Origin of the sequence: Jiangella anatolica (assembly GCF_003236295.1) — a bacterium.
Classification (GTDB): domain Bacteria; phylum Actinomycetota; class Actinomycetes; order Jiangellales; family Jiangellaceae; genus Jiangella; species Jiangella anatolica.
Genome location: NZ_POTW01000013.1, coordinates 63,466 through 78,246 on the forward strand (window position 1 = coordinate 63,466; position 14,781 = coordinate 78,246).

Below are 14,781 nucleotides of genomic sequence, written 5' to 3' on the forward strand. Positions count from 1 at the left end.
GCTCCCGTCGATCCGCCTGGATTGAACATTAGGTGTAATACCTTACGTGTGTGGTGTCAAGCCTTTCGGTCGCGTCTGTGCGACAATGACCGGGTGAGTGAAGCGGAGATCGATCTCGGCCGTGAGCTGGGCGGCGCGAAGCTGACCGCCTCGAGTCTGCGCGACCAGGCGCTGCGGGTGATCCGGGCACGGATCATCTCCGGCGAGCTGGCGCCGGGACGTCTGTACGCCCTCGGCGCGGTGGCCGAGCAGCTCGGCGTCTCGGTGACACCGGTGCGCGAGGCCGTCCTCGACCTCGCCCGCGAGGGCCTGGTCGAGCTGGCCCGCAACCGCGGCTTCCGGGTCCGCGAGATGACCGAGCGCGACCTCGACGAGATCGTCGAGCTGCGGCGCATGATCGAGGTTGCCGCCGTGCGCACCATCGCCGAGCGCGGCCTGCTCGCCGACGCCGACCGCCTCCGCGAGATCGCCGCCGCCACCGAGAAGTGCGCCGCCGACGGCGACTGGGTCGGCTTCCTCGACCACGATCGCGACCTGCACATGGGCCTGCTCGCGCACCTGGGCAACGAGCGGCTGCTCAAAATCGTCGGGTCCCTGCGCGACCAGGGCCGGCTCTACGGCCTCGACCGGGTCGCGGGCTCGGCCAGCCTCATGGAGTCCACCCACGAGCACGACGCCCTCATCGACGCCGTCGCCGCGGGGGAGGCCGACCTCGCGGCCGCCATCATGGACCGTCACCTGCGCCACACCCGCGGCATCTGGGCCGGCCACGCCGAACAGAGCGGCTGACGCGCGCTGCGGCTCACAGCCGGGACGGGCGCAGCGGAAGCGTCCGAAACGATCGGGTGACGTACCGAACCGATTCCGCGGGGTCGGCCTCACCTGATCGTTCTGCGTTCGCATGGTGGAGGCGATCAGGTGACGGACGGGCCTTGTCTCCCGCGCTTTCGTCACCTGATCGTCTTCGTGCAAACGATCAGGTGACGAAGCGGCCGACGGGATCGCCGGGCGCCGGTGCGACCGGCCCTGCGGCGCTCGGGTCGAGGACGCTCCGGCGGCGGCTCAGCACACGTGCGCTGTCCTCTCGACCTCAAGGTGGTCGGAATGTAAGGTATTACACCTGAGGTTTGGAGAGCGGATGACAGCGGACGTGATGGTCCTCTCGGCCGCCGACGTCGCGGCGTTGTTCGACCCGGCGACCGCCGTCGAGTCGCAGCGGGTGGCGTTCGAGGCGCTCGGGAAGGGCGTGGCGGTGCAGCCGGACAAGCTGATGCTGCCGGGCGCCGGCGACGGAGCCGTGGCGTTCTGCTACGCGGCCCGGCTGTCGCCGCAGGACGGGCCGGTGTCCAAGTTCGGCAGCGTCACGCCGGCCAACGCCGCCGCCGGGCTGCCCACCATCGCCGCCGTCGTGGTCGTCCTCGACGGCGGCACCGGTCTGCCGGCCGCGATCATGGACGGCACCGTCATCACCACCCGCCGCACAGCCGCGGCCAGCGCCGTGGCGGTCGACGCGCTGGCCCGCGCCGACGCCGCCGAGCTGGCCGTCGTCGGCTGCGGCGTCCAGGGCCATGAGCACGTGCGGATGCTGGCGCGGACGCGGCCGCTGCGGGCGGTCCGGATCTGGGGCCGCTCGGAGTCGCGCCGGGAGGCGGCGGCGCGCACGCTGGCCGCGGAGACCGGGCTGCCGGTCCGCGCCTGCGCCACCGCGCGCGAGGCGGTCGACGGCGCGGACGTCGTGGTGCTGTGCACGCTGAGCGCGGAGCCGCTCGTGCGGCTGGACTGGCTGGCCCCGGGCGCCACCGTGGTGTCCGTCGGCTCCATCGCGCCCGGCCGCTGCGAGGTGGGCGCGGACGTCGTCGCCGCCGCACGCGTCGTCGTCGACGACCCCGCGACGGCGGCGGCGCACGCCGGCCCGATCGTCGCCGGGCTGCGGGCCGGCACGCTGGCGCGCGATCGACTGACCGGCCTGGGCGACGTGCTCGTCGGCAACGCGGCGGGCCGCAGCGCGCCGGACGAGCTGGTCTTCTACAACAGCACCGGCCTCGGCGTGCAGGACGCCGCCGCCGCGACCGCCGTCCTCGAGCGGGCCCGCCGCGCCGGCCGCGGCCACCGCTTCGCGCTAGGCTGACTCACCCTGGGGCAGGACGGACAGGACCAGCCGGGACGGGTGCCGCGGGTCGTGGAAGACGGCCTGCTCGGCCGGGACGGGCGGGCCCGGCTCGCCGCCGCGGTTGGTGTTGCGGTCGAACCGCGGGAAGTCCGACGACGTGACGTCCAGGCGGATGCGGTGGCCGGCGCGGAACCGGTTGGCGGTGGCCCACAGGTCGACGTCCAGCCGGTACACGCGGCCCGGCTCGAGCGGCGCCACCTCCCCGCCGGGATGGCGGAATCGGGCGCGCAGCGTGGCGCTCTGCAGCTGGATCGCCCGGCCGTCCTGGAACACGTCGGTCAGCCGCGCGGTGAAGTCCGTGTCGACCGCGCTGGACGAGGCGTACAGGACCAGTCGCAGCGGCCCGGCGACGTCGAGGTCGTGCTCCAGCGGCGCGGTCGTGTAGGTCAGCACGTCCGCGCGGGCCTGCACCGCGGCGACGTCGACGCTGCCCGGCACGTACACCGACGACACCAGGCTCCCGCCCACCGTCGGCACCGGATCGGCCGGGTCGTAGGTGAACCGGTCCGGCTCCGAGGGAGCCGACGGCGGCCGGGCCGTCAGCGTGCCGCCGGCGCCGAGGTACAGCTCCCGCACTGTCGCCTCCGGCGGCGGCCACGCCGGCGCGCTGCGCCACTCGTTGGCGCCCATGAGGTAGTAGACGACGGCCGGCCAGTCGTCCAGCCGGTCCTCGCGCACGGCCGTGTACCAGTGGTCGAGGAGGTCGAGGATGTGCGCGCTGCGGTAGACGCGGTCCAGCTCGGGGTGGTCCTCGCGGCCCTCGCGGTAGCCGGGCCGGTGGTGCGCCGCCGGGGTGATCAGCAGCCGGCTGCGCGAGCGGACCGGCTCCGGCGCCAGCCGGACCAGCCGCTCCCAGGTGGCCAGCGTGTAGTCAAGACCCCAGTCGTACCAGCCGGTGATGCTCAGAGACGGCGTGCGCAGCGCGCCGAACAGCTCACCGTCGGCGGCCCGGGGGAACAGGTAGCCGTCGCCGACCCGCCGCGGGAACAGCGCCGACCAGCGGCTCAGGTCCTCATAGGTGACCCGGTTGCCGCCGAGCGCGGTGGTGACGAGCTCGGCCCGGCCGGCCGGGTCCGCCGCGCGGTAGTGCTCCCACAGCCACTCCCGCGCCGCGTCCGGCGGCAGCGTCCGCAGTCGTGGATGCCGCTCCCGCAGCGACGCGGGGAACGGCGCGTCCAGCGGCTCGTTGAACCAGCCGCCGGCCAGCGTCTCGGCCCGCATCCGCCGCTCGGCCTCCTCGTAGCCGAGCGCCAGCTGGTCCGCGCCCTTGCCGACCGAGCGCGAGTAGGAGTTGACGAACAGGTAGCTGTTCGGCCCGCGGGCGGGCCGGCCGACGCCGAAGCCGGCGACCTCGGGTGCGATGGCCGACATGGCCGGGTGCAGCGCCGTGCACCACTGCATCCAGCCGGCGTACGACCCGCCGAGGGCCCCGACGAACCCGCTGTACCAGTCCTGCCGGGTGATCCACTCGACGAGGTCGACGCTGTCCTCGCGCTCGTGGACCATGAAGTCCCAGCGGTCCGGCTCGCTGTCGCCGGTGCCGCGGCAGTCCTGCGCGACGACGACGTAGCCCCGGCGGGCCAGCGTGAGCAGGCTCTCGGCGAGCTGGCGCCGTCCGTACGGCGTGCGGATCGCGACGGCGGGCGCGGGCGTGACGGGCGGCCGGTAGACGTCGGCCGCCAGCAGCGTCCCGTCGCGCGCCGGCATCCGGACCGTCTCGCGGCGGATCGCCTCGGCGTCGAACCGGGGCTCCGGCGTCCCGCTCGCCGTCGCTGCGAGCAGCCCGGCCAGCGCGTCCGGCAGCGCCGTCACCCCAGCACCCGGATGCTCGTGGGCACCGGGAAGTTCGTGCTGCTGGTGCGCGCCTCGGCGTTGCGCAGGTAGAACGGCCACGGCCGGTTCGAGATCGGCACCAGGTCCAGGTTGCGGAACAGCGCCTGCTCGGCCTGGTGCCAGAGCTCGCAGGCCTCCGGCGGCGTGAGGGCCTGGGCCTGCGCGACGAGCTCCTCGTACTCGGCGTTCTGCAGGCCGGACAGGTTCGTCCCCTCGGGCGGGACCGCTCCGGACAGGTACGGCACCGCCTGGTGCGGCAGCCCGAAGCCGAACCCGCCCAGGTAGACGTCGTAGTCGCTGGTCTCGAACATGAACTGGCTCATTGTCGTGAAGGTGTCCGACGTGAGCTCGACCTGGATGCCGAGCTCCTCCCACTTCTGCGCGACGAGCTCGGCGGCCGGCTGGTAGTCGGGCGTGATCGACGGGACGAAGTGCAGGTCGATCGCCAGCGGCACGCCGTCCTTGGCCCGGACGCCGTCGGCGCCCGCGACCCAGCCGGCGTCGTCGAGCAGCTCCTCGGCGGCCGCGACGTCGAACCCGGGCAACTGGCCGCTGACGGTGTCGCCGGGGCACGCCTTGGGCTCGGCCGTGATGAGACCGTCGGACGCGCTGCCGGTCTCGCCGGTGGACACCGCGACGAGCTCCTCGAAATCCAGCGACTGCACCAGCGCCTGGCGCAGGTCCTTGTCCTGTGTGACGCGGCCGTCGAGCTGGTTGAACCACAGCCAGGCGCCCGACGACGGCACGACCACCTTGTCCAGGCCCTCGGCGTCCAGGCGCTGCCAGTCGCGGCCGGTGATCAGGCTGAAGTTGAGCTCGCCGGACAGCAGCAGGTTGGCGCGCGTCGACTCGTTGGTGACGATCCGCAGGACGACCTGCTTCGGCATCCCCGGCTGGTCGGCGCCGACGCCGTCGGGACCCCAGGCGTAGTCGTCGCGGCGGGTGAAGGTGAAGCTCTGCCCGGGCACGACGTCGGTGAGGACGAACGGGCCGGTGCCGTCGGACTCCGTCTTGAGCAGCTCGGGGTCGGCCAGGCCGCGGGCGCACACGATCGGCAGCTGTCCGACGGTGTGCAGCAGGAAGCCGAACGGCTGGGCCACCGTGACCTCGACCGTGCGCGACGCGTCGTCGCCGGTGGCCGTCAGCGGGACCGTCGGGGTGTACACGCCGTAGTGCGGCGACTGGTTGGCGGGGTCGCTCACGAACGAGATCGCCGCCGCGACGTCGGTCGCGGTCAGCGGCGCGCCGTCGGAGCAGGTCACGTCGTCGCGCAGGGTGAACGTGGCGCCGTCGGCGTCGGCCGTCCACTCCTCGGCCAGCCCGGACACGAACTCGCCGTCCTCGGCCAGGTTCAGCAGCGAGTCGTAGGCCAGGTAGGCCTCGCCGAAGATCAGCTGGCTGTGGTAGGGGTCGAACGCGCCGGGATCGTCGCGCAGTCCGATGGTGAACGTGGCGTCGGTGGCGTAGCTCGCCGACCCGCCGGTGCTGCCGGTGTCGTCGTTCGAGGTCGCGCCGCACGCGGTGACGAGGCCGCTCACGGCCAGCAGGGCGGCGGCGGACAGGAGGGGCAGGCGTGTCGTCATGAGAACACCCGGATGCTGGTCGGGATCGGGAAGTTGAAGCCGGCGATCTGGGCGTCGGCGTGCTGGAGGAACCACGTGTTGGGCCGGTTGGCGATGGGAGCGATGTCGAGGTTGCGCCAGAGCGCCTGCTCGGCCCGGTCCCAGTACTCGCAGGCGTCCGGCGGGGTCAGCGCCTGCGCCTGGGCGACGAGCTCCTCGTACTCCTCGTTGTGGATGCCGGCGAGGTTGGTGCCCTCCGGCGGGACCGGGCCGGTGTTGTAGGCGATCGCCTGGCTGGGCAGGCTGTAGCCGAACCCCTGCATGTAGACGTCGAAGTCACCGGTCTCGAACATGACGCGGTTCAGACCGGTTCCGTCGTCGCCGGTCAGCTCCACCTGGACGCCGATGGCCTGCCATTGCGCGGCGATCAGCTCCGCGGTCGGCTCGTTGTACACCGATCCGGGGCCGAAGTAGTGCAGGTCCAGGGTGAGCGTCCGGCCGTCCTTCTCCCGGACGCCGTCGGCGCCGGCCACCCAGCCGGCGTCGTCGAGCAGTTCCTCGGCGGCGGCGACGTCGTGCTCGGGCAGCTGGCCGCTGACGGTGTCGCCGGGACAGACCTGTGGCTCGATCGTGACCAGGCCGGTCGAGGTGGTGCCGCGGCCACTGCCGTTGACCTTGATGACCTCGTCCAGGTCGAGCGCATGGGCGAGCGCCTGCCGGACCCGCAGGTCCTCGGTGGCGCGGCCGTCCCGCTGGTTGAACCACAGCCACGCGCCGGAGCCGGGCGTGTCCAGCCGGGTCAGGCCCTGTGCGTCCAGCCGCTGCCCGTCCGGCCCGCTGATCAGGGCGAAGTTCACCTCGCCGGACAGCAGCAGGTTCGCCATCGTCGTCTCGTTGAGGCCGATCCGCAGGACCACCTGGGCCGGCGTCCCGGGCGCGCTGGTGCTGGCTCCGTCGGGGCCCCATGCATAGTCGTCGCGGCGGGTGAAGGTGTAGGTCTGCCCGGGGGCCACCTCGGTGAGCGTGAACGGCCCGGTGCCGTTGGAGGCGGTCTTCAGCGAGTCCGGATCGGCCAGGCCACCGGCGCAGACGATGGGCAGGTTGCCGATGGTGTGCAACGGGAACCCGAACGGTTCCTCGAAGGTCACCGTCACGGTGCGGGCGTCGTCGTCGCCGGTGGCCGTCAGCGGCACGGTCGGCACCATGGTCCCGTAGTGCGGCGACTGGTTGGCCGGGTCGGCGACGTAGCTGATGGCGGCGGCGACATCGCTCGCAGTGAGTGGCGCGCCGTCGGAGCAGGTGACGTCGTCGCGCAGGGTGAACGTGGCGCCGTCGGCATCCGCCGTCCACTCCTCGGCCAGGCCGGACACGAACTCGCCGTCGGGACGAAGGTTCACCAGCGAGTCGTAGGCGAGGTAGGCGAGGCCGAAGATCAGCTGGCTGTGGTACGGGTCGAAGCCACCCGGATCCGCGTTGACGGCGTAGGTGAACGTTCCGTCGGTGGCGTAGTCCGGCGTCTCGCCGGCGCCACCGGTGCCGCCGGTGGGGCCGGACGAGGCGCCACAGCCGGCGCTGCCGACGAGAGCGGCGGCGAGGAGCAGGAGCAGCGTGTGCGACGTGCGCATGAGGGTGTCCCTCCGGTCAGTCCCCGCGGCGGGCGGCGAAGGCGCCGTTGTGCAGCAGCGCGATGCGGCCGTCGGCGCCGGCGGTGAAGGCGATGTCCCAGGTGTGGTTGCCGGTGACGGCGTCGTCGGCGGGCAGGAAGCGCTGCGGCGCGATGGGGTGCAGCAGCGTGTGGATGGGCTCCTCGGCCTCGCCGGTGGCGGGGTCGTTGTCGCGCATGCGCCGGACGGTCAGCGCGAGGCCGCCGCCCTGCCGCGCGACGTCGTAACGCACGCCCCAGGCGTCGTAGCGGCCCACATAGTCGTCCGGGTCGAAGGTCAGCCCGGCGTCCGGCTCGGGCCGCTGCGGCTTGGGCAGCCCGAGCCCGTCGCGGAGGACGGCGTCGAAGACCGCGTCGGCGAACGGGTAGCCGCGGGGCGGCGTGTTGACGACGACGGCGACGGCGACGTCGTGCTCGGGGATCCACAGCAGCGTGGACGACCCGTTGTGCGTGGTCCCGCTGTGCCCGAAGACCTCGACGCCGCCCCAGACCTTGCGGTACGGGCCGACGCACCAGGAGTCGGCGAAGACCCGCGACGGCACGTCGGCCTGCGGCGTCTGCATCGTCGCGACCGCCGCCTCGGACAGGATCCGGGTGCCGTCGGCGGCCCGGCCGCGGCGCAGGAAGAGCTGCCCGAAGCGGGCGAGGTCGCGGGCCGTGGTGGCCAGCGACGAGCCCGACGGCGCCATGCCCCGGCTGAAGCACCACGGCCGGACCACCGTGTCGGAGCCGGGCAGCCGCCCGACCGCCGGCCGGTGGTAGGGCAGCTCCTCGAACAGGCTGACCGACTCCGTCAGCCCGGCCGGGCCGAGGATCCGCTCGCGCAGGACGTCGTCCCAGCACTGTCCGGTGAGCGTCTCGACGATCAGCCCCGAGACGTTCGTCGACGCGTTGCTGTAGCCGTACGCCGTCCCCGGCGCGAACACCAGCGGGATCCGCTCCAGCAGCGCGACGTACTTCGCGACGGCGTCGTCGCCGCGGCCGGTGTCGGTGTAGGGCCCGTTGTCCAGGCCGCTGGTCATCGCCATCAGCAGGCGCGGGGTGATGGTCCGCCACGCCTCGCCGGTGGCCAGGCGCACGTCGGGCAGGTAGTCCGTCACCGGGCGGTCGAGGTCGACCAGGCCCTCGTCGGCCAGCTGCATCATCAGCACGGCCGTGTAGACCTTGGTGGTCGACCCGATCTGGAAGGTCGTCTCGGCGGTGACCGGCGTGTCCCGTTCCGCGTTGGCGACACCGGCTTCGGCCTGCACCATCGTCTCGCCGATGGCGACGGCGATCTGAGCGCCCGCGATGTCCAGCCGGGCGATCGTCTTCTCGCACAGCTCGCGCAGTTCGGACTCGGTGACGCCGGCAGGGCTGATGGGCATCGAGGCTCCTCGGAGACGTCGGGACCGCTGAAGTAGGTGATACAGTACAGCGTAAGTTATGGCCGGATGGATGGTCGTTTCGGATGAATCGAGGGATCCTGTGTCGTCGTCGCGCACCAGCCGCACCGTCAAGCGCCGCCGCGCCCCTCGCGGCACGCTCAATCCGGAGGTCATCGTGCGCGCGGCCATCGACGTCATCGGCGCCGACGGGCTGGAGGCCATGACGACGCGGCGGCTCGCCGACGACCTCGGCGTGCGCCCGATGGCGCTCTACACGCACTTCCGCGACAAGGAGGCCATCCTGCGCGCGGTGGCCGCGGAGATGTTCGGCCGGTTCGAGCCGCCGGAGCAGACCGGCTCGGATCTGGAGCAGCTGCGCGACATCATGCGGGCCTACTTCCGGATGTTCGTCGAGCACCCGGCGCTGCTGCAGCTGGAGAAGGCCGGTTTCGGCGACGACATCAACCCGGCCGAGGCGCGGCTCACCGAGGCGATCTACGGCTGCATGCGCCGGCTGCGGTTCGACCACCACACCGCGGTCGGGCTGGTGGCGACGTTCATGCGGCTCATCCTCGGCAGCGCGTACGTCTACCCGACGCGGCGCCTGTGGGACGAGGAGCCCGACCACTGGGAGCGGGTTCGGCTGCGCTGGCTCACCCTGCCGGCCGACGCGTATCCGGCCATGCACGAGCTGGCCAGCCACGACTTTCCGGCCTTCAGCCAGCACGAGGCGTTCGAGTTCGGGCTGCACGCGCTGCTCTACACGGTGGCCATGGCGGCCGGCCTCGAGCCGCTGCCGGGCGGTTCGCTGGGGGTACCCAGCGACGGTTAGCAGGTGTAGGGTGTTACACCCAAGCGACCTCCGGGCCTTCATCATTCGGGACTACGCGGACGGCATCGAGTTGTCCGCAGCGATGAACACCTCCCGGCCGGAGCCGGGCACCATGACCAGATGATCCGGACCGCGACGGGAGGAGACCGCGCCGGTGACCACCGCAACCGCCACGCCCAGCGCACTGAGAGGTGCCGTCGAGAGCCCGTGGGTGGGTTTCGTGCTGCGGCGCCTGCGCCGTCTGCTCGTCTCCCTGTGGGTCCTCGTGACCGCCGCGTTCTTCATGATCCATCTGATCCCCGGCGACCCGGTGCGCGCGTCGCTGGGCGCCACCGCGCCGCAGGAGCTGGTCGAGGCGCGCCGTGAGGCCCTCGGGCTGAACGACCCGCTCTGGCAGCAGTACACCGACTACCTGCGGAACCTGCTCACCGGTGACTGGGGCTCGTCGATGACCACCGACGTGGCGGTGTCGCAGATCATCGCCGACCGGCTGCCGGCCACCGTCGAGATCGCCGCCTACGCGTTCGTGGTGATCATGCTGGTCGCGCTGCCGGTGGGCGTGCTGATGGCGGCGCTGACGCGGGGCGGCCGCGGCCGTCGGACCGAGCTCGCGTTCACCTCGTCCAGTGTGGTCGTCGCCGCCATCCCGGACTTCCTGCTGGCCGTGGGTCTGGTCTACACGTTCGGTGTCAGCCTGGGCTGGGTCCCGGTGGCCGGCAAGAGCACCGTCGAGTCCTACATCCTGCCGGTGCTCGCGCTGGCGCTGGGACCGATGGCCGTCCTGGCGCGGATCGTGCGGGTCGAGATGCTGACGGTGCTCGACGCCGACTACATCCGCACCGCCCGGGCCAAACGCCTGCCCGCCCGGTGGATCTATCTGCGGCACGCGCTGCCCAACGCCATCACCACCACGCTGACGGTCGGCGGGCTGCTGCTCGGCGGCCTCGTCGCGGGCACCGTGCTGGTCGAGAACGTGCTGGCCTGGCCGGGCCTGGGCAGCACGATCGTGTCGTCGATCCTGTCCAAGGACTACCCGGTCGTCCAGGGCATCGTCCTGGTGTACGGCGTCGGGGTGCTGGTGATCAACCTCGTGGTCGACGTGGCGCTGGCGCTGCTCGATCCGCGGTCGGCGATTCGGGAGAGCTGAGCGATGCAGGTGTTCACGGGTGTGGAACGGCCGGAGAGTCTGTCGCGCTGGCGTTCCGGCGTCAGGGGGCGCAGGTGGGCCGCGGGCCTGGGCCGCTGGGGCCAGGCCCTGCGGTCGCCGCTGGGCCTCGTCGCCGCGACGCTGCTCGGCCTGGTGCTCCTGCTCGCGATCGTCGGCCCGATCCTGTGGGGTGAGCGGGCCGACGCCATCGACACGAACGCGCTGTCGCAGGGGTCGTCGTCCGAGCACTGGCTGGGCACCGACAGCCTAGGCCGCGACATCTTCTACCGCGTGCTGGTGGCGACCCGCCTGTCGGTGGCGCTGGCGCTGCTGGCGACGGCGATCGGCGTCGCGGCCGGCGTGCTGCTGGGCGCCGCGCCCTGGCTGCTGGGGCGCCGGGCCGGCCGGTTCGCCGTCGCGACCATCAACGTCGCGGTGGCGTTCCCCGCGCTGCTGCTGGTGCTGTTCTTCGCGGTGATCTTCGGCGTCGGCATCCGCGGCGCCGTCCTCGCCGTCGGGCTCGGCATGGCGCCGTACTACGCCCGGGTGACGTCGACGCTGGTCGCCGGCGTGTCCGGACGCGACTTCGTGGCCGCCGCGCGCACCGTCGGCCTCGGCCGGACACGGATCCTGCTGCGGCACATCCTGCCCAACATCGGTGAGCCGCTCATCGTCAACGCCACCCTGGGCGCCGGTGGCGCGCTGCTGGCCTTCGCCGGGCTGTCGTTCCTCGGCCTCGGCGTGCAGGCGCCGTCGTACGACTGGGGCCTGCTGCTCAACGAGGGCCTGAACGGCATCTACGTCAGCCCGGCCGGCGCGCTCGCGCCGGGCGTGACGATCGTGCTGGCCGGGCTCGCGTTCAACCTGACCGGTGAGGTCGTCGCCAAGAAGGTCGGGCTGCGGACGGCCAACGTGCGGACGGCGTACAGCCCCGTGCCGCCGGCGACCGGCGACGAGGCTCCGGCGGCCGGCCGCCCGGACCCCTCGCCCGTCCTCGAGGTCGAGGACCTGCACGTCACCGTCACCGGACCGGCCGGACCGGTGACGCCGGTGCGCGGCGTCTCCTTCGCGATCGGGCGCGGCGAGGCCGTCGGCCTGGTGGGGGAGTCCGGGTCGGGGAAGAGCCTGACGGCCCTCGCGGTGGCCCAGCTGATCGAGGCGCCGGGCCGCGTCGACGCGCGCCGGCTGGAGTTCCAGGGCACCGATCTCGTGCACACGCGGGGGCGCGCCAAGGGCATCGGCCGGTTGCTCGGCACGTCGCTCGGCGTGGTGTTCCAGGACCCGACGACGTCGCTGAACCCGACCATGCGCATCGGCCGGCAGCTCGGCGAGGTCGTGCGCCGTCATCTCGGCAAGGGCTGGGGCGAGGCCCGCGCCCGCGCCGTCGACCGGCTGCGCGCCGCCCGGGTGCCGGCGCCGGAGCGACGGGCGCACCAGTACCCGCACGAGTTCTCCGGCGGCATGCGCCAGCGCGCCATGATCGCCATGGCGATGATGGGCGACCCGGCGCTGATCGTCGCCGACGAGCCGACCACGGCACTGGACGTCACCGTCCAGCGGCAGGTGCTGCGGCTGCTCCAGGAGATCCGCGCCGAGAACCACGTCGCCGTGCTGCTGATCAGCCACGACATCACCGTCGTCGGGCAGGTGTGCGATCGCGTCCTGGTCATGTACGCCGGCCGGGTGGTCGAGGACCTGCCGAGCAGCGAGCTGCGCACCGCGGCCCGGCACCCGTACACGCGGGCGCTGCTGGCGGCGGTGCCGGGCATGAAGGCCGACCGCGACCGGCCGCTGACCATCATCCCGGGCCGGCCGGTGGACCCGGCGCACTTCCCGCCGGGCTGCGCGTTCGCCGACCGGTGCCCGCTCGCCGACGACCACTGCCGGGCCGTCGACCCGGCGTTGACCGACGACGGGTCCGGCCGGCGGGTGGCCTGCTGGCACGCCGGCGAGCCACTGCCCGTCGTGACCGAGGAGGACAGCGTGGGAGTCGGGGAGGCGTCGTGAGCGAGCTGCGGTTCGATGGCGTGCGGGTGCGGTTCGGCACCGGACGCGGCGGCCTGATCGCCGTCGACGGCGTCGACCTCGTCGTACCGTCCGGCCAGGTGGTCGGGCTCGTCGGGGAGTCCGGATCGGGGAAATCCACGCTGGCGCGGGCCGCGGTCGGCCTCGCGCCGGTGAGCGACGGTCAGATCACCGTCGACGGCGCGCCCTTGCGGCACGGCGGGGGCAGCCGGTCGGGCCGGCCGGTGCAGATGGTCTTCCAGGACCCCTACTCGTCCCTGGACCCGCGCATGACGATCGGCGACTCGGTGGCCGAGGCCATCCCGCGCCGTGCGTTGCGCGGATCGGGCGCCCGCCGGGCCGAGGTCGTCCGCCTGCTCGACCTCGTCGGCCTCGAGGCCGCCCGGGCCGACGCGTACCCGGGCCAGCTGTCCGGCGGACAACGGCAACGGGTCGCGCTCGCCCGCGCGCTCGCGGCCCAGCCCGACGTCATCATCGCCGACGAGATCACCTCGGCGCTGGACGTGTCGATCCAGGGCACGGTGCTCAACCTCGTGCGCGACCTGCAGCGGCAGCTACGGCTGTCGATGCTGTTCATCTCGCACAACCTCGCCGTGGTGCGCTACGTGAGCGACGTCATCGCCGTCATGTATCTCGGCCGCATCGTCGAGTACGGGCCGGCCGAGGACGTCCTCGGCGACCCTCGTCATCCCTACACCCGCGACCTGCTCGCCGCGGCGCCCGACGCCGACACCGACACGCTGACGCGCATCGAGACCGACCCCGTGCTGCGCGCCATCGCCGACGCCGAACCGGCCGACCCGCACCACCCGCCGGCCGGCTGCCGCTACCACCCGCGCTGCCCGATCGGCCCGCTGGTGCTGCCCGAACGCTCGGACTGCCTCACGATCGAGCCGGCCACCGACCACCCCAACCACGCCGCCTGCCACTACGCCAGCGATGTGCTCACCGCCCGCTAGCCGGCTCGTCGACCTGTCCGGCGACGGGCCCGCACGCGGCGCCGTCCACGGGGAGGAGCTGCGGGGCGCGATCGCCGGCGCCCTGGACCGCTGGCGCGACGGGATCGCCACGCGGACCGGCCGCGCGGCCGGGGAGTACGTCGCGGACTTCCTCGGCTCCACCGGCCACGTCGCGACGACGGCCCGCCTCAGCCCCGACCTGTACGGCGAGCTGCTGGCCATCGCCGCCGCGAGCGGCCAGCCCCGCGACGACGTGCTCGCCTACAACCTCATGGACGAGCAGTGGCGCTACGACCGCGACGCCGACACCGGCTGCAGCGTCGTCGCGACCGTCCTCGACGGGGAGGGATCGACGCTGCTGGCGCAGAACATGGACCTGCCCGCATGGATGGACGGCGCCCAGACGATCCTGCGCATCGCGGCGGCGGGTGACGCGCCGGACCAGCTGGTGCTGACGTCCGCCGGCATGATCGGGCTGTTCGGCGTCAACGCCGCCGGCCTCGGCTGCTGCGTCAACACGCTGACCGACCTGCCGGCCGACCCCGACGGGCTGCCGGTGGCGGTCGTCGTCCGGGAGCTCCTGCGGCGCCGCGACACCGCGTCCGCGGGCCGGTACCTGTCGTCGGTGCCGCACGCGTCCGGCCAGCACTACGCCCTCGCCGACCGGCACGGGCCGCGCGGCTACGAGTGCTCGGCGGCGGGCTGTGCGGCGGGTCCGGGCGGGCCGGACCTGCTGCACACGAACCACGCCCTGTGGAGCGCCACGACCGAGGCCGCGCGCTCCACCACCACCCATGCGCGGCTGCGCGCCCTGCGGGCGGGTCTGCCCGCGGTCCGCCGCTCCGGCGACGTACGGCCGCTGCTGAGCTCGCCGGCCGACGGACTCTGCGTCCGTCCGGCCCCGCAGCGGCCGTCCGTCACGTTCTGCAGCGCGCAGTTCCTCCTGACCGCCGGCCCACCGGCCGTCAGCGTCGCCCTCGGCCGTCCCGACCTCGTGCCCTGGCAGCCCATCGGCTGGTCGTGAACGCGCCGTGGATGCCGACGCCGCGACGATAGATAGGGACGGGGGGAGTGTGGCGACGCCGTTGGGGTCGTTGGGCCCGTGGCGGCGTCCAATGGGTGAGATTTCCCGGCGTTTCGGGTGCCCGTACCAGGGGTTTGTTCGCTTCGCCAGGCATGCATGGGTGGTAGAGCGAACAGGCGCCTAGTGGCGTACCGCGTGG

At 73.2% G+C, this 14,781-nt stretch carries 11 protein-coding genes; 7 read left to right on the forward strand and 4 right to left on the reverse strand.

Annotated features, from left to right (window positions below; all coding sequences use genetic code 11):
• The first annotated feature begins 93 nt into the window (after nucleotides 1-93).
• Both C1I92_RS07655 and C1I92_RS07660 read left to right on the forward strand, forming a co-directional pair.
• Nucleotides 94-789, forward strand: coding sequence for a GntR family transcriptional regulator (locus C1I92_RS07655; protein ID WP_199521036.1), 696 nt, complete (start codon nucleotides 94-96; stop codon nucleotides 787-789).
• Between the two features lie 349 nt (nucleotides 790-1,138).
• Complete coding sequence (locus tag C1I92_RS07660) at nucleotides 1,139-2,128, forward strand: ornithine cyclodeaminase family protein (RefSeq protein ID WP_111254074.1); 990 nt, start codon at nucleotides 1,139-1,141, stop codon at nucleotides 2,126-2,128.
• On the opposite strand, the gene C1I92_RS07665 is transcribed toward C1I92_RS07660, so the two are convergent.
• The 4 genes from C1I92_RS07665 to C1I92_RS07680 are packed head-to-tail and all read right to left on the reverse strand — an operon-like array spanning nucleotide 2,120 to nucleotide 8,595.
• Nucleotides 2,120-3,982: a CocE/NonD family hydrolase gene (locus C1I92_RS07665; protein ID WP_111254075.1), complete on the reverse strand. Its 1,863-nt coding sequence runs from the start codon at nucleotides 3,980-3,982 to the stop codon at nucleotides 2,120-2,122. The two genes, C1I92_RS07660 and C1I92_RS07665, sit on opposite strands and share 9 nt — an antisense overlap.
• Entirely contained in the window at nucleotides 3,979-5,586 is a 1,608-nt protein-coding gene (locus C1I92_RS07670; RefSeq protein ID WP_111254076.1) for an ABC transporter substrate-binding protein, read from the reverse strand. Before C1I92_RS07670 ends, C1I92_RS07665 begins: the two co-directional genes overlap by 4 nt.
• The gene (locus C1I92_RS07675; protein WP_111254077.1) at nucleotides 5,583-7,190 is read right to left on the reverse strand and encodes an ABC transporter substrate-binding protein; all 1,608 of its coding nucleotides are present in this window, start codon (nucleotides 7,188-7,190) and stop codon (nucleotides 5,583-5,585) included. The genes C1I92_RS07670 and C1I92_RS07675 overlap by 4 nt, the downstream gene beginning before the upstream one ends.
• A gap of 16 nt (nucleotides 7,191-7,206) precedes the next feature.
• A complete protein-coding gene (locus C1I92_RS07680) occupies nucleotides 7,207-8,595 on the reverse strand; it encodes a serine hydrolase (protein WP_158564039.1) in 1,389 nt (462 codons plus the stop codon).
• A 100-nt stretch (nucleotides 8,596-8,695) separates the two neighbouring features.
• Here C1I92_RS07680 and C1I92_RS07685 point away from each other — a divergent pair, with 100 nt between their 5' ends.
• The 5 genes from C1I92_RS07685 (at nucleotide 8,696) to C1I92_RS07705 (ending at nucleotide 14,582) form a co-directional block, all read left to right on the forward strand.
• Nucleotides 8,696-9,427 carry a TetR/AcrR family transcriptional regulator gene (locus tag C1I92_RS07685; RefSeq protein WP_158564040.1) on the forward strand — a complete coding sequence of 244 codons (732 nt, stop codon included), beginning with the start codon at nucleotides 8,696-8,698 and terminating at the stop codon, nucleotides 9,425-9,427.
• Between the two features lie 154 nt (nucleotides 9,428-9,581).
• Nucleotides 9,582-10,574 (forward strand): ABC transporter permease, encoded by a 993-nt coding sequence (locus C1I92_RS07690; protein WP_199521037.1) that lies wholly within the window; start codon nucleotides 9,582-9,584, stop codon nucleotides 10,572-10,574.
• A 3-nt stretch (nucleotides 10,575-10,577) separates the two neighbouring features.
• Entirely contained in the window at nucleotides 10,578-12,581 is a 2,004-nt protein-coding gene (locus C1I92_RS07695) for a dipeptide/oligopeptide/nickel ABC transporter permease/ATP-binding protein (RefSeq protein WP_111254080.1), read from the forward strand.
• Entirely contained in the window at nucleotides 12,578-13,558 is a 981-nt protein-coding gene (locus C1I92_RS07700) for an ABC transporter ATP-binding protein (protein WP_111254081.1), read from the forward strand. The genes C1I92_RS07695 and C1I92_RS07700 overlap by 4 nt, the downstream gene beginning before the upstream one ends.
• Entirely contained in the window at nucleotides 13,539-14,582 is a 1,044-nt protein-coding gene (locus C1I92_RS07705) for a C45 family autoproteolytic acyltransferase/hydrolase (protein WP_111254082.1), read from the forward strand. The genes C1I92_RS07700 and C1I92_RS07705 overlap by 20 nt, the downstream gene beginning before the upstream one ends.
• Nucleotides 14,583-14,781 lie beyond the last annotated feature (199 nt).

Coding starts and splice junctions, on each gene's coding strand:
- C1I92_RS07695 (WP_111254080.1), top strand. CDS start 10,578: ATGCAGGTGTTCACGGGTGTGGAACGGCCGGAGAGTCTGTCGCGCTGG.
- C1I92_RS07705 (WP_111254082.1), top strand. CDS start 13,539: ATGTGCTCACCGCCCGCTAGCCGGCTCGTCGACCTGTCCGGCGACGGG.
- C1I92_RS07670 (WP_111254076.1), bottom strand. CDS start 5,586: ATGACGACACGCCTGCCCCTCCTGTCCGCCGCCGCCCTGCTGGCCGTG.
- C1I92_RS07660 (WP_111254074.1), top strand. CDS start 1,139: ATGACAGCGGACGTGATGGTCCTCTCGGCCGCCGACGTCGCGGCGTTG.
- C1I92_RS07675 (WP_111254077.1), bottom strand. CDS start 7,190: ATGCGCACGTCGCACACGCTGCTCCTGCTCCTCGCCGCCGCTCTCGTC.
- C1I92_RS07680 (WP_158564039.1), bottom strand. CDS start 8,595: ATGCCCATCAGCCCTGCCGGCGTCACCGAGTCCGAACTGCGCGAGCTG.